We start from the raw sequence: 17,842 nt of genomic DNA on the forward strand, positions 1-17,842 counted from the left end.
GTCCCTAGAGATCCAGTAAGGAGCTTACGTGTTCGCCTGGTGGGGCCGAACTGTGTACCGATACCGGTACATCGTCATCGGGGTCACGGTGGCTCTTTGCCTTCTCGGCGGCGTGTTCGGGCTCAGCCTGGGCAAGCATGTCACACAGAGCGGGTTCTACGACGACGGCAGTCAGTCCGTGAAGGCCTCGGTTCTCGGCGACCAGACCTACGGCCGCGACCGCACCAGCCACGTGGTTGCCACTTTCACCGCTCCCGACGGGAAGACCGTCGACGACCCGGCGTGGCGGCAGAAGGTCGTCGACGAGCTCAACAAGTTCAAGAGCGACCACCCCGATCAGGTCGTCGGCTGGGCCGGCTACCTGGCCCTGTCCAACCCCGCCGACGCGCCCCCGCTGATCAAGGGGATGGCGACCGAGGACAAGAAGCACACCTTTGTTTCCATACCGCTGAAGGGCAACGACGACGACAGCATCCTCAACAACTACAAGGCGATCGCGCCCGACCTGCAGAGGCTTGACGGCGGCACGGTCCAACTCGCCGGCCTCGAGCCGATAGCGAACGCGCTGACGGGCACCATCGCCACCGACCAGCGCCGCATGGAGGTCCTCGCGCTGCCGCTGGTGACGGTGGTGTTGTTCCTGGTGTTCGGCGGCGCGATCGCCGCCGGCCTGCCGGTGATGGTGGGCGGGCTGAGCATTGCGGGCGCGCTGGGCATCCTGCGGTTCATCGCCATGTTCGGGCCGGTGCACTATTTCGCCCAGCCGGTGGTGTCGCTGATCGGCCTGGGCATCGCCGTCGACTACGGGCTGTTCGTGGTGAGCCGCTTCCGGGAGGAGATCGCCGAGGGCTACGACACCGACGCCGCGGTGCGCCGCACCGTGATGACGGCCGGTCGCACCGTCGCGTTCTCGGCGGTGCTGATCATTGCCTCCAGCGCCAGCCTGCTGGTGTTGCCGCAGGGCTTCGTGCATTCGCTTACCTATGCAATCTTCGCCGCGGTGGGACTTGCTGCGCTGCTGTCGATTACGCTGCTGCCGGCCTGCCTGGGCATCCTCGGCCGCCACGTCGACGCCCTGGGCGTGCGCACCGCGTTCCGGGTTCCGTTCCTGCGCAACTGGAAGGTGTCGCGCGCCTACCTGAACTGGCTGGCGGACCGGCTGCAGAAGACCAAGACCCGCGAGGAGGTCGAGGCCGGCTTCTGGGGCAAGCTGGTCAACTTCGTGATGAAGCGACCGCTGGCGTTCGCCATCCCGATCGCGGTCGGCATGATCCTGCTGGTCATCCCGCTGGGCAACCTGTCGTTCGGCGGCATGAGCGAGAAGTACCTGCCGCCGAACAACTCGGTGCGCCTGGCGCAGGAGCACTTCGACAAGCTCTTCCCCAGCTACCGGACCGAGCAGCTCACGATGGTGATCAAGAGCGACAACGGCGGCAAGGTCACCGATCAGCAGGTCGCCGACATCCGCAACAGGATCTCCTCGATCACCGGGTTCACCGAAAGGACCTGGCAGGAGCGGCCGTGCCCCACCATCGCGGGCAACCCCTGCGTCAGCGGCCCGAATGGCGCATCGCAGCCCAAGGACGGCTCGGTGCGGGTGATCCAGAACGGCCTGTCCAATCGCAATGACGCCGCCAAGAAGATCGGCGAACTGCGGGCGATATCGCCCCCGAAGGGCCTCAGCCTTCTGGTCGGCGGCACACCGGCGCTGGAGCAGGACAGCATCCACAGCCTGTTCGACAAGGCTCCGCTGATGCTCGTCCTGTTGCTCGGCGCCACCATCGTGCTGATGTTCCTGGCGTTCGGATCGTTCGTGTTGCCGATCAAGGCCGTGGTGATGAGCGCCCTGACGCTCGGATCCACGATGGGCATCCTGACGTGGATCTTCGTCGACGGGCACTTCTCGACGTGGCTGAACTTCACGCCGACACCGCTGATGGTGGTGCTCATCGCGCTGGTCGTCGCCGTCGGGTTCGGCCTGGCGACGGACTATGAGGTGTTCCTGGTGTCCCGGATGGTCGAGGCGCGCGAGCGGGGCATGTCCACCGCGGAGGCGATCCGGATCGGCACCGCGACGACCGGGCGCCTGATCACGGCCGCCGCGCTGGTGCTCGCCGTGGTCGCTGCCTCGTTCGTGTTCTCCGATCTCGTGCTGATGAAGTACCTGGCCTTCGGCCTGATGGCGGCGCTGCTGCTGGACGCGACCGTGGTCCGCATGTTCCTGGTGCCGTCGGTGATGAAGCTGCTCGGCGACGACTGCTGGTGGGCCCCGCGCTGGGCCCGGCACCTGCAGAACAAAATCGGGCTGGGCGAGATCGACCTGCCCGACGAGCGCAAGCGGCCCAGCGTCGACGGGCGGCCCACCCGGCCGCCGGTCGCGGCGGCCAGCCTGGCTGCCGCCGCGGCCCGGCCGCCGCACGACCCGACGCATCCCGGCCCGCCCCCGGAGCCGTCACGGCCGTCGGGCGCCGGCACCACGCGCAGTCCGAGCAAGCCCAGCCAGCCGACGGAGGCCAAGACCTCGCGCCTGTCGGTGCCCGGCCGCGAACGGCCGGCCGAGAAGCGTGGGCCCTCGGCGCGACCCGCGCCGCCGGCACCCCGCAAGCCGGCGGCGGGCCCGTCGGCCGGTCAGACCCGGGCCATGCCCGTTCCGGGCAGCCGCGAGAAGAACAGCGATCCGGCCGACCCCACCGCCGCGATCCCGGCGTCCCGGCCGGACGAGGACGACTCCGATGCGGCCACCGAGAAGCTGAACGCCCGCGGGCAAGGCGGGCAGGGCGACAATGGCGACGGTGGCGACGGCGGTGACGATTCACGCCCGCGCCGCCGCGGCGGGGGCGGCCTGTCCGCGCAGGACCTACTGCGCCGCGAAGGACGTTTGTAGACCCTCAGGCGGGACGGTCGCCGGGGCTGTCCGGCTCGGCCTGGACGATGCCCCCGTCGTCGGCGTCCTCGGTCCGCTTGTCGGCCTCGGCGGACGGATCCCGGGCGAGCAGCACCTGCACCGCGTTGTTGAGGAACGCGACCGTCGGCACGGCCAGCAGCGCGCCGACGATGCCCGCGAGCACACCCCCGGTCGCGATGGCCAGCACCACCGCCAGCGGGTGAATGGACACCGCGCGGCCCATCACCAACGGCTGCAGCAAATGGGCCTCGAGCTGGTTCACCGCGATCAGCAAACCCAGCGTGATCAGCGCGTAGACGATCCCCTTGGCCAGCAAGGCCACCACAACGGCCAGCAGGCCCGAGACCAGCGCACCGATGAGCGGGACGAACGCGCCCAGGAACACAATCGAGGCCAGCGGCAGCGCGAGCGGCACGCCCATGATCGCCAACCCCGTGCCGACGCCCGCGGCGTCGGTCAGCGCCACCAGAAACGTGGCCCGCACGTACCCGATCAACGACCCGTACCCGGCGCGGCCCGCCTCGTGCACCCGCTCGCGGACGTCGGCCGGGAAGATCTTGACCACGTACTGCCAGATGTTGCGGCCGCCGTAAAGAAAGAAGATCAGCGTGAACAGCACCAGCACCGCCCCGGTTACCAGCTCGGTGATGGTGGCCGCGGTGGACAGCGCGCCGCTGGTCAGCTTCGACTGATTGTTGTGCAGCGCCTGGATCGCCGCGTTGCCCGCGTTGGAGATCTGTTCGCCGCGCAGGTGCAGCGGCCCCTCGATCAGCCACCTGCGGGTGGAGTCGATGCTGCGGGTCACCTGGTCGGTCAGGTCGGGCAGCCCGTAGACGAACTGGATGATGACGAACGCCAGGATGCCGCCGACGATCGCGAATCCGCTCAGCAGGACCGCGGTCACCGCGGCGCCGCGCGGCAGGCCGCGGCGGTCCAGCCAGTCCACCGCCGGCACCAGCAATGCGCTGATCATCAGGGCCAGCAACACCGGGACGACGATGACTTCGAGCTTTTTCACCACCCACAGCGCGGCGACCGCCGCGGCCAGGATGACCAGCAAACGCCATGCCCAGGCGGCGGCCTTGCGGACCAGCGGTTCGACTGACTCGGCCGCCGAGGCCTCGCCGGGGTTTGCCGCCATTGGGCCAGCGTATCTGCGGCACGATCCGGTTACGACGACGACACAGTCGGAGCTGCGGCTCGATGGCCGCGCCACCTGCGCGGTTACCCTAATGCACGTGTCGCACGACGCACCCGCCCGCAAGCTCGACTTCCCACGCCAGGACGCCCCGCGCGGGAAGTACTGGTGGGTGCGATGGGTGGTGCTCGCGATCGTCGCGGTCGTGCTCGCCGTCGAGATGGCGCTGGGCTGGGACCAGCTGGCGAAGGCCTGGACGAGCGTGTACGAGGCCAATTGGTGGTGGCTGCTCGCGTCGGTGCTGGCGGCGGCCGCCTCGATGCACAGCTTCGCCCAGATCCAGCGCACCCTGCTGAAATCGGCCGGCGTGCACGTCAAGCAGTTGCGCTCGGAGGCCGCCTTCTACGCGGCCAACTCGCTGAGCACCACCCTGCCCGGCGGGCCGGTGCTGTCGGCCACCTTCCTGTTCCGCCAGCAGCGGCTGTGGGGCGCCTCGACCGTGGTGGCGTCGTGGCAGCTGGTGATGTCGGGCGTGCTGCAGGCGGTCGGGTTGGCATTGCTCGGCCTGGGCGGCGCTTTCCTGCTGGGCGCGAAGAACAACCCGTTCTCGCTGCTGTTCACGCTGGGCGGCTTCGTCGCCCTGTTGCTGCTGGCGCAGGCGGTGGCGTCGCGGCCCGAGCTGATCGACGGCATCGGCAGCCGGGTCTTGTCGTGGGTCAACTCGGTTCGGGGCCGGCCCGCCGACTCCGGTCTGGAGAAGTGGCGCGAGACGCTGCGGCAGCTCGAGTCGGTGAGCCTGGGCCGGCGCGACCTGGGGGTCGCCTTCAGCTGGTCGCTGTTCAACTGGGTCGCCGACGTCGCCTGCCTCGGCTTCGCCGCGTACGCCGCCGGCGACCACGCGTCGGTGGCCGGGCTGACCGTCGCCTACGCCGCCGCCCGGGCGGTCGGCACGATACCGCTGATGCCCGGCGGGCTGTTGGTCGTCGAGGCAGTGCTGGTGCCCGGCCTGGTCTCCAGCGGCATGTCGCTGCCCAGTGCCATCTCGGCGATGCTGATCTACCGGCTGATCAGCTGGCTGCTCATAGCCGCGGTCGGCTGGGTGGTGTTCTTCTTCGTGTTCCGCACCGAGAACACCGCCGACGTCGACGAGGACGAGCCGATCACCGGCCCGCTGCCCGTCGTGCGGCACCCGGGCGAGCCCGTCGCCGATCCGGCCGAGACCGCCCTGCAGGGACCCGTGCCGCCGTCCGACCCGACTCCGGAACGCGACCGCTGATCAGCCGGCGTTGTTCTGCCGCGATGGCCCCGGCAGCCCGCCCGCCGCGCCCTGCGCCTGCTGCGCCAGGCCCATCGCCTGCGGGAGGGTGATCGGCAGCTTGCACTGCATCGACAGGTTGGTCAGCGGCTGCGCGATCGACGCCATGTCCCCGGCGACCTTCGGGTTGGACTCGAAGTAGGACTTCATCGACGTCAGCGACTGCGGGCCGGCCTGCTGCCGCAGCATGGTGGTCATCGCCTGGTTGGTCTCGGGATGCGAGTCCAGGTAGTCGCCCATCGACTTGGACACCGAACCGATCGTCCTGGCGACCTCACTGGCCGCGCACGGGTCGTTGGCACCGGTCGCCGGCGGCCCCGCCGCAAGTGCGACGGCGACACAAGGGGCCGCGGCGGCCACCAGCCCGGCCAACAGCCTGCGGTGTCGGCGCGCGAGTGTCTTCATGGACAACTCCTCAGGAGTTTGCGAGAGCGGGCCCGATTCATCGCGAAGTTCCCTTGATTCCCCCGGGGCTCCGCACGGCAAGCGACATCCTGCCATTCCCGACCTCGCGGCGGCCAGCCGATGTGACCGACATCCCCATCGATCACCAATCGGCAACGGCTTCGCTGCGTCTTGGCAACATCGGTGTCTGCGCAGCTCAGGAACCAGATAAGCCGCCCTCGTCCACAGCATCCTGCGGTATCCTCGCCCTCACGCATTACGCGAGAAGACCGGGGAGCACAAAATCCAGCAGTTCATGATGCGCCTAAGCCGCAGCCTGCGCAGATACCGCTGGTTGGTCTTCACCGGCTGGTTGCTGGCGCTGGTCCCGGCGGTGTACCTGGCGCTGACGCAGTCGGGAAACCTCACCGGCGGCGGTTTCGAGGTCGCCGGCTCGCAGTCGCTGCTGGTGCACGATCAGCTCGAGGAGCAGTACCACGAGCAGGGGGCGTCCTCGCTGGCCCTGGTGGCGGCCCCGCGACCGGACGCCAGCTACGCCGACATCAACGACGCGGTGGCGCAGCTGAGGCAGATCGCCGGCCAGCTGCCCGGCGTCACCGAGGTGCCCAACCCCACCCAGCGGCCGCCGCAGCCCGACCGGCCGTACGTCGTGTCGCTGCGGCTGGATTCCCGCAACACCAGTGACATCGCCAAGCAGCTGCGCAACAAGGTGGGCATCAAGGGCGACCAGTCCGGGCAGACCGCGAACGGCCGGGTGCGGCTCTACGTCATCGGGCAGGGCGCGCTCAGCGCGGCCGCGGCGGCGAACACCAAGCACGACATCGCGGCGGCGGAGAAGTGGAACCTGCCGATCATCCTGATCGTCTTGCTCGCGGTGTTCGGTTCGCTTGCGGCGGCGGCGATCCCGCTGGCCCTCGGCATCTGCACGGTCGTGGTGACGATGGGGCTGGTCTACCTGTTGTCGGCGTATACGACCATGTCGGTGTTCGTGACGTCGACGGTGTCCATGTTCGGCATCGCGCTGGCCGTGGACTATTCGCTGTTCATCCTGATGCGCTTCCGCGAGGAGCTGCGCTGCGGCCGCGAGCCCCGCGAGGCCGTCGACGCCGCGATGGCCACCTCCGGCCTGGCGGTGGTGTTGTCCGGGTTGACGGTCATCGCCTCGCTCACCGGGATCTACCTGATCAACACCCCGGCGCTGAAGTCGATGGCCACCGGGGCGATCATGGCCGTCGCGGTGGCGATGCTGACGGCCGCCACCCTGACGCCCGCGGCGCTGGCGACCTTCGGCCGGGCGGCCGCCAAGAGGTCGGCCCTGCTGCACTGGTCGCGCAACCCGGAGTGCACCCAATCCCGGTTCTGGAACCGCTGGGTGGGCTGGGTCATGCGCCGGCCCTGGATATCGGCGCTGGCGGCGGCGCTCGTCCTGCTGGTCATGGCCGCGCCGGCGACGTCGATGGTGCTGGGCAACAGCCTGCTGCGCCAATTCGACTCGTCGCACGAGATTCGCGCCGGGGTGGGCGCGGCGTCCGAGGCGCTCGGGCCGGGTGCGCTGGGCCCGGTCCAGGTGCTCGTCACATTCCCCGACGGCGGCGCCTCGGCGCCCGACCACGGCCCCTCACTCGCCGCGATCCGGCAGCGAATCGCCCAGGCCCCCAAGGTGATATCGGTGACGCCACCGCAATTCGCCGACGACAACAACAGCGCCCTGCTGTCCGCGGTGCTGTCGGTCGATCCCGAGGACCTGGGCGCCCGGCAAACGGTCACCTGGCTGCGCGCCGAGCTGCCCAAGGTCCCCGACCGGGGAGCCGCCCGGGTGGACGTCGGCGGCCCGACCGCGTTGATCAAGGATTTCGACGACCGGGTGTCGGCGACCGAGCCGCTGGTGCTGCTGTTCGTCGCGCTCATCGCGTTCGTGATGCTGCTGGTCTCGATTCATTCGGTGTTCCTGGCGCTCAAGGGCGTGCTGATGACGCTGCTGTCCGTCGCCGCCGCCTACGGCAGCCTGGTGATGGTGTTCCAGTGGGGCTGGCTGGGCGATCTCGGTTTCACCCACATCAACTCGATCGACAGCACCGTTCCCCCGCTGGTGCTGGCGATGACCTTCGGCTTGTCGATGGACTACGAGATCTTCCTGCTCACCCGCATCCGGGAGCGCTTCCTGCACACCGGAAACACTCGCGACGCGGTGGCGTACGGCGTGAGCACCAGCGCGCGCACGATCACCAGCGCCGCCCTGATCATGATCGCGGTGTTCATCGGCTTCGCGTTCGCCGGCATGCCGCTGGTGGCCGAGATCGGCGTGGCGTGCGCCGTCGCGATCGCGGTGGACGCCACCGTGGTCCGGCTGGTGCTGGTGCCCGCGCTGATGGCGATGTTCGCCCAGTGGAACTGGTGGCTGCCCCGGTGGCTGTCCCGGGTGCTGCCGTCGGTGGACTTCGACAGGCCGCTGCCCGAGGTCGACCTCAGCGACATCGTCGTCATCCCCGACGACATCTCGGCGCTCACCGCGCCCAGTGCGGACCTGCGGATGGTCCTCAAGTCGTCCGCGAAGCTGAAGCACCTGGCGCCCGACGCGATCTGCGTGGCGGATCCGCTGGCCTTCACCGGTTGCGGGCGCAACGGCAAGGAGGCGGAGGCCGGCCCGGCCGATGCCCCCGACGACGGCCCCGCGGACGGTCGCGGCCGGGGCCCCGGGCAGATCCCCCACCGGGTCGACATCGACGACGGCGGCGCGGGCACCAACGGTCACTCGGCGGCCAGGAAGCTGGTCGGTGGCCTAGCCTCGCGCAACGGCATCGCCCGGGTGATCGCCGGGGGCGGGCGGGGAGTCCACCCGGTCACGCTGTGGCGGGGGCGGCTTTCGGTCGCCATCGACGCGCTGGAGACCGGCCTGGAGACCGGCGCCGGCGAGGAGCCGAAGTACGCGCGCCGCAGCCCCGTCGAGACCACCAACGTGCAGCTGCCCACCGGCGACCGGTTGCTGGTCCCGACCGGCGCGGAGGCGCTGCGCCTCAAGGGCTACCTGATCATGTGCCGTAACAGCAGCCGCGACTACGCCGAATTTGCTGACATGGTGGACACGTTGGAACCCGAAACCGCCGCTCTCGTCCTGGCCGGAATCGACAGGTATTACTGTTGTCAACCACCCCGGCAGCAGTGGATTGCCACCCAGTTGGTCCGCCGGCTCGCGGATCCGCATCCGTCCGACCTCGACGAGCAGTGGTCCGAACCGGACGCCAGGGCGGAATGGGAAGAGATCAGGCAGCGCTGCCTGTCGGTGGCCGTGGCGATGCTGGAGGAGGCGAGGTGACGTTGGCACCCGACCGACGCCGCGTCCCGCCGCCGCGGCCCCCCGCTGAACAACGCCAAGACCCCGACCAGCCGGTGGAGTTCTGGCCGACCTCCGCGATCCGCTCGGCGCTGCAGAGCGGCGACATTGACACCTGGAAGCGCATAGCCGCCGCCCTCAAGCGCGACCCGTACGGGCGGACGGCCCGTCAGGTGGAAGAGGTCCTCGACGGCACCCGGCCGTACGGCATCGCCAAGGCGCTGTGGGAGGTGCTCGAGCGCGCCCGCGCCCACCTCGAGGCCAACGAACGCGCCGAGGTGGCCCGCCACGTGCGTCTGCTGATCGACCGGTCCGGGCTGGGCGAGCAGGAGTTCGCCTCCCGCATCGGGGTGGCCCCCGAGGAGCTGGTCGCCTATCTCGACGGGAGCCGGTCCCCGTCGGCCTCGCTGATGATCCGGATTCGACGGCTGTCGGACCGGTTCGTCAAGGTGAAGTCGCCGCGCTCGGCCGAAGCCAACTGATCGGTCAGATCGCGTTGAGCGGGACCACGTCCGACACCAGCCAGTCGCCGCCCCGCTTGGCCAGCGTCACCCGCAACGCGGGCGCCGCCTGACCGGGCGGCTGGCCGGGCGTGTTCAGGGTCAGCCGCAGGATCACTACCACACTGGCCGCCGAGGAGCCGATGGCCTCGACCCCGGCCGCCAGCGTGGAGGCCTGCGCCGTGCCGTTGTGCTGCATCAGGTCGGCGTTGAGCTTCTTGTACACCTCTTTGAACGCGCCCACCTGCTCGGGCACCATCATCGCCGCGGCCCGGTCGATGGAGCTCGTCGGGGCGCCGGGGGCGAACGACTCGATCGCCTCCGCCATGCCCGTGGCGGTCTGCACCACCTCCCGGGAATCCTTCTTGAGCTGACGGTCCGCCGTCGTCCAGTGCAGGTAGCCGGTCACCACCGCCGCCGTCAGGGCGGCCGCGCACAGGAAGACGACGGCCAATCGCAGGCCCGGCGCGTCGTCGTCGGTGCCGACGCTGACCGAATCGCGCCGCAGCAGCCAGAAATTGACGCCCACGCCCTCGGCGATCAGCACCAACAGCACCGAGCAGGCCGACACCCACCACAGCGGCCAGCCCAGCACCACCCCGATCGCCAGCAGCGCGGCGATCGCGGCGGCCGGCGCCGCGATGTCGAAGGCCAGCAGCCGCCACAGGTTCCTCATTTGATCGACTCCACGTGCGAGATCATCAGCTTGCCGTCCACGTCGGCGACGTCGAGCCGCAGCCGCCAGTGCACCGTCGTCGGCTTGGCGCCCGCGTTCTGGCTGACCGACGTCGCGACGACCATCACCGAATCCGACCGGCTGGCGAACGGCGGCAACTTGGTGGTGACCACCGGCCGCGCCGTCCCGGGCTGGGTGTCGAGGTCGCGGTGCACCGTTTCGACGGCCACCGCCTGGATCTGGCCGACGCTCTGGGACTGCAGCTTCTGCACCACCTGGCGGTAGGGCTGCATGGCGGCCTCGAAGTCGGTGTTGAGTTGGCCGACCGTGCCGTCGTGCAGCTTCTGCAGGCTGGCGTCGATGTTGCCGGTGTTCATGTTGATCAGCACGCCCGTCCAGTCGGCGGCCGTCTGCATGACGCGGGTCAGGTAGCTGCGCTCGCCCGCATCGTCGCGGTGCGCGGACCAGATGAGCACCCCGAGCACCACCGCCGCGACCGACAGCAGGCCGAGAACCGTCGACGCGATGCCGTACGGGGAAAACATCCCGTCGGCCGCGGCCTCCTCTGCGGGCTCGTCGGCGGAATCGTCGTCGGGTGCTTCGGTTGGCCGGGCGTCGGACATGGGCCGATCGTTGCACCCGAAAACAGATGGAAGGATGGCGGGGTGACAGTAGAGGCCATCCGCTCGGGCATCGACCTGAGCCACGTCGATGAGAATGCCCGCCCCCAGGACGACCTGTTCGGTCACGTCAACGGCCGCTGGCTGGCCGAATATGAGATACCCCCGGACCGGGCGACCGACGGCGCCTTCCGCCAGCTCTTCGACCGGGCCGAGGAGCAGGTGCGCGACCTGATCGTCGAGACCAGCCGCGCAGGCGCAGCTTCCGCGGTGGCAACCGCGGACGATGATGCGCAGCGCATCGGCGACCTCTACGCCAGCTTCCTCGACGAGGAGGCCGTCGAGCGCAGGGGCACCGGGCCGCTGCACGACGAGCTGACCACCATCGACGACGCCGCCGACGCCGCGGCGCTGGCGGCGGTGATCGGAGCCCTGCAGCGCACCGGGGTGGGCGGCGGCGTCGCCGTGTATGTGGACACCGATTCGAAGGACTCGACCCGCTACCTGACGCACTTCACCCAGTCCGGCCTCGGGCTGCCCGACGAGTCCTACTACCGCGACGAGCAGCACGCCGAGGTGCTGGCCGCCTACCCGGAACACATCGCGCGGATGTTCGGCCTGGTGTACGGCGGCTCGGAAGACTGCGCGGCCGACCACGCCGAGACCGCCGCCCGCATCGTCGCGCTGGAGACCAAACTCGCCGCGGCGCACTGGGATGTGGTCAAGCGCCGCGACGCCGAACTCGGCTACAACCTGCGCACCTTCGCCGAGCTGCAGACCGAGGGGGCGGGTTTCGACTGGACCGGCTGGGTGGGCGCGCTGGGCGGCACCACGGAGGCGTTCGCCGAAATAGTTGTGCGCCAACCGGATTACCTCAGCGCATTCGCGGCGCTGTGGCACGGCGAGGACCTCGAGGACTGGAAGCGCTGGGCGCGTTGGCGGTTGATCCACTCTCGCGCCGCCTGGCTGACGGACGCCATCGTCGCCGCGGACTTCGACTTCTACGGCCGCCTGCTGACCGGTGCCGAGCAGATCCGCGAGCGCTGGAAGCGCGGGGTGTCGCTGGTGGAGCACCTGATGGGCGACGCGGTCGGAAAGCTTTACGTGCAGCGGCATTTCCCACCTGACGCCAAGGCCCGCATCGACGAGCTGGTGGAAAACCTGCAAGAGGCATACCGGATCAGCATCGGCGAGCTGGACTGGATGACCCCGCAGACGCGGGAGCGCGCGCTGGCCAAGCTGAAGAAGTTCACCGCCAAGGTCGGCTACCCGAAGAAGTGGCGCGACTACTCCAGGCTGGTGATCGACCGCGGCGACCTCTACGGCAACTACCGGCGCGGGTATGCGGTCAACCACGACCGCGAGCTGGCCAAGCTCGGCGGCCCGGTGGATCGCGACGAGTGGTTCATGACGCCGCAGACCGTCAACGCCTACTACAACCCCGGCATGAACGAAATCGTCTTTCCCGCAGCCATTTTGCAGCCGCCGTTCTTCGACGCGGAGGCCGACGACGCCGCCAACTACGGCGGGATCGGCGCGGTAATCGGGCACGAGATCGGGCACGGCTTCGACGACCAGGGCGCCAAGTACGACGGCGACGGCAACCTCGTCGACTGGTGGACCGACGACGACCGCACCGAGTTCGGCGCGCGAACCAAGGCGCTCATCGAACAGTACGACGCGTACACGCCTCGTGGTCTAGACGGGAACCACCACGTGAACGGCGCCTTCACGGTCGGCGAGAACATCGGCGACCTTGGCGGGCTTTCCATCGCGCTGCTGGCCTACCGGCTGTCGCTGGGCGGCCGGCCCGCCCCGGTGATCGACGGCCTGAGCGGCGTGCAGCGGGTGTTCTACGGCTGGGCGCAGGTGTGGCGGACCAAATCCCGTGCGGCGGAGGCGATTCGGCGGCTTGCGGTGGATCCGCACTCGCCGCCGGAGTTCCGCTGCAACGGCGTGGTGCGCAACATCGACGCGTTCTACGACGCGTTCGGCGTCACCGACGGCGCCGCGTTGTTCCTGGAGCCGCGGCGCAGGGTCAGGATCTGGAACTAACCACCAACGCCTCGATCCTGGCGGGCACGTGCTTGTGCCACGGCGTGCCGGCGTAGCGGTCGCGCCAATTCGTGGACGTGAGCATGTTCGGCGCGACGCCGGGAACGACGGTGCGGCCTTCGTCGTCGACGTAGTCGAGGCCGAAACCGTTGGGCAGAGCCGCATGCCCGGCGAGCATGGTCTCGGTGATCTCGACGGTCGCCTCCGCGGCGCCGGCCGCCGTGCTGACCCGGGCCCGGCCCCCATCGACGAGGCCGAGCACCTGGGCGTCCTCGACGCTGACTCGCAGCGCCCCGTCGGCGTCCCGTTTGCGCCAGGACGGGTCGCGGAATATGTCGTTGGCGGTGTAGGCGCGCCGCTCGCCCACCGACAGCACGATGGGGAACTCCGGTGTGGTCAGCCGCGGTGGTGCCGCGCCCAAAGCCGTTAAGTCGTCCAGCATTTCGGGGATTTCCAGCGCGATCTTGTGATCGGCGTGGCCGATCAGCGCGAAGTCATCCTCGTAGTCGTGCACGGTGAAGGTGATTCCCGACGGGCTGTCGAGGATGGCGTCGAACAGAGCGTTGCCGTCGGCGTGGCCGGCGCGCCGCACCGCCTCGGGATAGGTCATCGCGACCTTCTGGGCCAGCCCCCACAGCGCGGCCGCGCCGGACAACCCCTCCGGCAGCGTGGGCCCGAGGGTTTCGTAGAGCACGTAGGGCAGCAACTTCGCGATGGTCGGGTTGCCGGCCACCGCCGCCAGGAACGCCTCGGTGTAGGCCTGGCGGCCGCGCTGCGCGGCTTCGCGCAGGGGCCGCAGGTCCGCCTCGTCGACGACGCCCAGCGCGCGCACCAGCCGGGCCCAGATCTCCGGTTCGGGCAGGGTGCCGGGCAACGGCTCGAGCAGCGGTCGGCGCAGCTGAAAACCGTTGTGCGGGAACTCGAAATTGAAGAACGTGGCCTCCGGCTTCTCGAACTGGGAGGCCGCCGGGAGCACGTAGTGGGCCAGCCGGGCGGTCTCGGTCATCGCGACGTCGACGACCACCATCAGCTCCAGCGCCCGGAACGCCTCCCGGCACGCGGTCGAGTCGGCCAGCGAGTGGGCGGGGTTGCCGCTTTCGACAATCATCGCCCGGAACCGGTCCGGGTGGTCGGTCAGGATCTCCTCGGGGACGGCGTTGGCGGGGATCAGCCCGGCGATGATGGGCGCGCCGGTGACCGGGGTGCGCCCGGAGACCGTGCCGAACAGCGGGGCGAACGTCGAATGCAGGTGCTGGCCACCCTTTTTCGCGAAGTTACCGGTGAGGATCCACATCAGCTTGTTCAGGTAGGAGCACAGCGTGCTGTTGGGCCCCTGCTGAATGCCGAGGTCTTCGAACACCGCGACGCTGGCCGCGGTGCCGATGCGCCGCGCGGCGGCCCGCAGCAACTCCTCGTCCACCCCGCAGCGCTGCGCGTAGTCGGCGACCGGGACGTCGCGCAGCGCTGCGCGCACCGCGTCGGCGCCGTGCACGTGCTCGGCGAGAAACGCGTCGTCGCAAAGGTTTTCCTGGACGAGGATGCCGGCCAGGGCGGCCAGGCACCAGGCGTCGGTGCCGGGCCGCACCCGCAGGTGAAAGTCGGACATCTTGGCGGTGTCGGTCAGCACGGGATCGATGACGATCATCGATCGGTTCGGGTCCTTGGCGATCTCGTTGAGCACCACCCGGGCCCGGGGGAAGCTCTGCGACATCCACGGGTTCTTCCCGACGAACACCGACACCTCGGCGTGCTCGAACTCGCCCCGGGTGTGACCGCCGTAGAGGCGCGCGTCGACCCATGCCTCACCGGTCTTCTCCTGCGCCAGCGCATTTGACCGGTAGCGCGACCCCAGGGCCTTCAGGAATGCTCCGCTGTAGGCCCCGCCCAGGTGGTTGCCCTGCCCGCCGCCGCCGTAGTAGAAGATCTTGTCCCCGCCGTAGGTGTCGCGGATGTGCTTGAACCCCTCGGCGATCTCGACGATCGCGGTGTCCCAGTCGATCTCCTCGAAGGTTCCGTCGGGCCGCCGGCGCATCGGGGACGTCAGGCGCGCGCGGTTGTTCTGGTAGTGATCCAACCGCAGCGCCTTGTTGCAGGTGTACCCCTGCGACCCGGGATGCTCCTTGTCGCCGCGGATGCGCGCCAGCCTGCGGTCCTCGACCTGAACGACGATGCCGCAGTTGCATTCGCACAGGATGCAGGCGGTGGGCTTCCAATCGGTGGTGGTCATCGCGGGTTCCCTTCTGTCACAAGCAGATTGCGCAGCTGGCGATGGACGGCATCAAGGGGTGCCAAATCGCGCCGCACCCGGGCCAGCACGATCGCGCCCTCGAGCGCCGAGGTGGCCAACAGCGCCAGTTCGCGGGCCCGGTCGGGCCCCATGCCGTCGTCGATGAAGCGCCGCGCGATCAGGTCGGTCCAGCGGTCGAACACCGCCGCCGCGCGCTCGACCACCGGCGCCATGCGGTCGCGGTCCTGCTCGTCACCCGCTTCGACGGAGACCGCGACGATGGGGCAACCCGCGCGGTAATCGGTCTCGAGGAGCTGGCGCCGGTACGTGTCGATCAGCGTGTCCAACAGCTCGAGACCGCCGTGCGCCCGGATGATGATGGCGTCGACGTGCTCGCCGGCGAAATCGACCGCCTCGCAGAGCAATTGGGTCCGCCCGCCCGGGAAGTAGTGGTAGGCCGACCCGCGGGGCGCCCCGCTGTGCTCGAGGACGTCGGAGATCGCGGTCGCGTGGGCACCGCGCTCCCTGATCAGCAGCGCGGCGGAGATCACCATCCGCTCGCGTGGACTTCGCATCGCCGCTCCTCGGTTCCTGACTGTATGTATGATGCTATACATAATCGGTAGCGCGAGGGAAGCCCCGGGCGCCGGCCACCTGTTACGGCGCCAGTTGTTCGTGTGACCGGTTCACGCCGCGGACCACGGCGACGCACAGGTCGGCGCAGACGGCCGCCAGTTCGGCAGTGGTTTCACGCGGGTCGTCGAGCCAGGTTTCGATGATCTGGTTGACCCCGCCGACCATGAACAGCGCACCCCGCCGCAGCTGGGTGGCATCGGGCGTGTCGGCGCCGAGAACGTCCGGCGTGTAGCGGATCACCTGCTCGGTGATCATGTCGAGGATGTGTTTGCGGTGGCTCGCCAGGCCCGGAACGCCGGTCACGTCGCCGGTGGCGATGCGGTGGACATGCGGGTCGGCGGCAATGATGTCGAGGAACGCCGTCAGGGCCGAGCGCAGTTTGTCTGTGAGGGTGCCGGGGTCACCGACGCCGGCTGCGACCAGCGCTTCGAGCAATTCGTCGCGAACGTCGTCGGCGACGGCGAACAACAGCGCCTCCCGATTCGGAAAGTGCTCGTAGAAGTAGCGCGGGATCAGCCCCGCGGTGTTGCACACGCCGCGGACGGTCACCTCGGTGACTCCCGATTCGCCCCAAATCTGCCGTCCGGCGGTGAGGAGTTTGCGGCGGCGTTCGGCCCGGCGGTCGGCCGCGCTGATGCCGCCGTAGTCGCGCACCACTTCCGCGCGTTTCATTGACAGCACCATACCCGCAGCTTACATTCGGATCACATGCGTTATCCAAATCCGCCCAGAGGAGAGCGGCGATGAATTTGTCGATTCCGGCTCGCCACCCCGACCAACCGCGGGCGGTTCCGGCTGCAGTTCGGTTGTTTGCAGCGTCGCTGGGCGTGCGCAAGCCCACGCCGGATCAGTGGCGCAGACTCGGCGAGCAACTGACCGTCGGCGACGAGCCGATGGACCGTGTTGTCGAGTGGATGGCCTCTGCCGGGATGGAGCAGACGCGCCCACTATTCGACCGGGCGCTCGCCCATGGCATCGCCAATGTGCCCGAGGCACCGGAACCGTTGCGCGAGTTCTTCCTTCGGGTCGAGGCGATTCCGGACTGGGTCGATTGGAATGAGCTGCGACGAGGACAGCGCGCGCTGCGCAGGGGTGGCGCCGACGGAATGTACGTCGCGCGCGACGTCTCACTCCTTGGCGGATACCAGTTCTCAGGCTTCAACAAGACGCTCCTGCGGACGGGCGCACTGGAGAAGGGCTCGAACCAGCGTTTCGCCGAGACCATGCAGTGGGCGATGGATGTCATTGCCCCAGGCGGCTTGGCCCCGCTCGCGGTGGGTTACCGGTCCACGATCCGAGTTCGGCTGATCCACGCGTTGGTACGCCGGCACGTGGCGGCGATGCCGGACTGGCGCGGCAACGATTGGGGTGTGCCGGTCAACCAGACCGACATGGCCGCCACGCTGGTCGGCGCGCTCATTGCGCCGCCTGCGGGCGCGATGGGGATGGGAATCCTGCCTGCGCCGGGAGAACTCGACGCGATCGCACACGTGACCCGGTACGTCGGCTGGCTGATCGGCGTGCGCGACGAGTGGCTACCCCACAACTACCGCGACGGCATCCGCGTCCTCTACCACACGCTTACCGCACTCTCCAATCCCGACGAATCCACAAAACAGCTGGCGGTCCCGATGGGAGACGACCCATTGATCTGGCACTACCGCACGCTTCCGAAGCTGCGCCGTCGTGTTGCGCGGGCCCAGCACCTATCGGTGACGAGCGGCTTCTTGGGCCCCCGCGCGATGCGCAGGCTCGGCCTGCCCTACATGCCGCCGTGGTATCCGCTGCTGCGGATCCCGATCAACATGACCCGCAGCCTCGCCGCCCTGACCATCCCTGGCTGGCTGGACCGCGCAGCCGCCCGCGGCGCGCACGAGCAGGAAACCTTGCTGCACATCATGATCGGTGACGGCAAGGCGGCGATCGGCGACTCCGCCGCGCATGTAAGCAGGGTTGCTTGACGTGGGTCTAGCGGTGAGCAGACGCAAAATCGCCCTATTTCCAAGGGAAATGGGCGATTTTGCGTCTGCTCGG

The 17,842-nt window shown here is 69.2% G+C and carries 13 protein-coding genes; 6 read left to right on the top strand and 7 right to left on the bottom strand.

Features of this window, described 5'->3' with window-relative positions:
• The first annotated feature begins 28 nt into the window (after positions 1-28).
• Entirely contained in the window at positions 29-2,884 is a 2,856-nt protein-coding gene (gene mmpL3 / locus AC5Y6X_RS14740; protein WP_499987124.1) for a trehalose monomycolate exporter MmpL3, read from the top strand.
• A gap of 4 nt (positions 2,885-2,888) precedes the next feature.
• On the opposite strand, the gene AC5Y6X_RS14745 is transcribed toward mmpL3, so the two are convergent.
• A complete protein-coding gene (locus AC5Y6X_RS14745) occupies positions 2,889-4,046 on the bottom strand; it encodes an AI-2E family transporter (RefSeq protein ID WP_324675215.1) in 1,158 nt (385 codons plus the stop codon).
• Positions 4,047-4,143: 97 nt separating this feature from the next.
• On the opposite strand from AC5Y6X_RS14745, the gene AC5Y6X_RS14750 reads away from it, so the two are divergent.
• Positions 4,144-5,319: a lysylphosphatidylglycerol synthase transmembrane domain-containing protein gene (locus AC5Y6X_RS14750; RefSeq protein ID WP_499987125.1), complete on the top strand. Its 1,176-nt coding sequence runs from the start codon at positions 4,144-4,146 to the stop codon at positions 5,317-5,319.
• Here AC5Y6X_RS14750 and AC5Y6X_RS14755 read toward each other — a convergent pair whose 3' ends face one another.
• Positions 5,320-5,763 (bottom strand): hemophore, encoded by a 444-nt coding sequence (locus AC5Y6X_RS14755; RefSeq protein ID WP_324675219.1) that lies wholly within the window; start codon positions 5,761-5,763, stop codon positions 5,320-5,322.
• A 295-nt stretch (positions 5,764-6,058) separates the two neighbouring features.
• Here AC5Y6X_RS14755 and AC5Y6X_RS14760 point away from each other — a divergent pair, with 295 nt between their 5' ends.
• Together AC5Y6X_RS14760 and AC5Y6X_RS14765 are read left to right on the top strand one after the other, a co-directional pair.
• Positions 6,059-9,076 carry an MMPL family transporter gene (locus AC5Y6X_RS14760; RefSeq protein WP_499987126.1) on the top strand — a complete coding sequence of 1,006 codons (3,018 nt, stop codon included), beginning with the start codon at positions 6,059-6,061 and terminating at the stop codon, positions 9,074-9,076.
• On the top strand, positions 9,073-9,576 hold the full coding sequence (locus tag AC5Y6X_RS14765) for an XRE family transcriptional regulator (protein WP_324675223.1): 504 nt from the start codon (positions 9,073-9,075) through the stop codon (positions 9,574-9,576). The genes AC5Y6X_RS14760 and AC5Y6X_RS14765 overlap by 4 nt, the downstream gene beginning before the upstream one ends.
• 4 nt (positions 9,577-9,580) lie before the next feature.
• Here AC5Y6X_RS14765 and AC5Y6X_RS14770 read toward each other — a convergent pair whose 3' ends face one another.
• Complete coding sequence (locus AC5Y6X_RS14770) at positions 9,581-10,270, bottom strand: hypothetical protein (protein WP_499987127.1); 690 nt, start codon at positions 10,268-10,270, stop codon at positions 9,581-9,583.
• The gene (locus AC5Y6X_RS14775; RefSeq protein ID WP_499987128.1) at positions 10,267-10,893 is read right to left on the bottom strand and encodes a hypothetical protein; all 627 of its coding nucleotides are present in this window, start codon (positions 10,891-10,893) and stop codon (positions 10,267-10,269) included. The genes AC5Y6X_RS14770 and AC5Y6X_RS14775 overlap by 4 nt, the downstream gene beginning before the upstream one ends.
• A 42-nt stretch (positions 10,894-10,935) precedes the next feature.
• On the opposite strand from AC5Y6X_RS14775, the gene AC5Y6X_RS14780 reads away from it, so the two are divergent.
• Positions 10,936-12,945, top strand: coding sequence for a M13 family metallopeptidase (locus AC5Y6X_RS14780; protein WP_499987130.1), 2,010 nt, complete (start codon positions 10,936-10,938; stop codon positions 12,943-12,945).
• Here AC5Y6X_RS14780 and AC5Y6X_RS14785 read toward each other — a convergent pair.
• The 3 genes from AC5Y6X_RS14785 to AC5Y6X_RS14795 form a co-directional block, all read right to left on the bottom strand.
• Positions 12,929-15,172: a molybdopterin-dependent oxidoreductase gene (locus AC5Y6X_RS14785; RefSeq protein WP_499987132.1), complete on the bottom strand. Its 2,244-nt coding sequence runs from the start codon at positions 15,170-15,172 to the stop codon at positions 12,929-12,931. The two genes, AC5Y6X_RS14780 and AC5Y6X_RS14785, sit on opposite strands and share 17 nt — an antisense overlap.
• Positions 15,169-15,747, bottom strand: a complete 579-nt coding sequence (locus AC5Y6X_RS14790; RefSeq protein WP_499987134.1) for a TetR/AcrR family transcriptional regulator — start codon at positions 15,745-15,747, stop codon at positions 15,169-15,171. Before AC5Y6X_RS14790 ends, AC5Y6X_RS14785 begins: the two co-directional genes overlap by 4 nt.
• 82 nt (positions 15,748-15,829) lie before the next feature.
• A complete protein-coding gene (locus tag AC5Y6X_RS14795; RefSeq protein ID WP_499987137.1) occupies positions 15,830-16,480 on the bottom strand; it encodes a TetR/AcrR family transcriptional regulator in 651 nt (216 codons plus the stop codon).
• Between the two features lie 71 nt (positions 16,481-16,551).
• Between AC5Y6X_RS14795 and AC5Y6X_RS14800 the strand changes: the two genes are divergently transcribed.
• Positions 16,552-17,769, top strand: a complete 1,218-nt coding sequence (locus AC5Y6X_RS14800) for an oxygenase MpaB family protein (RefSeq protein ID WP_499987140.1) — start codon at positions 16,552-16,554, stop codon at positions 17,767-17,769.
• The last annotated feature ends 73 nt before the right edge of the window (positions 17,770-17,842 follow it).

This window comes from Mycobacterium sp. NGS26 (genome assembly GCF_059813025.1).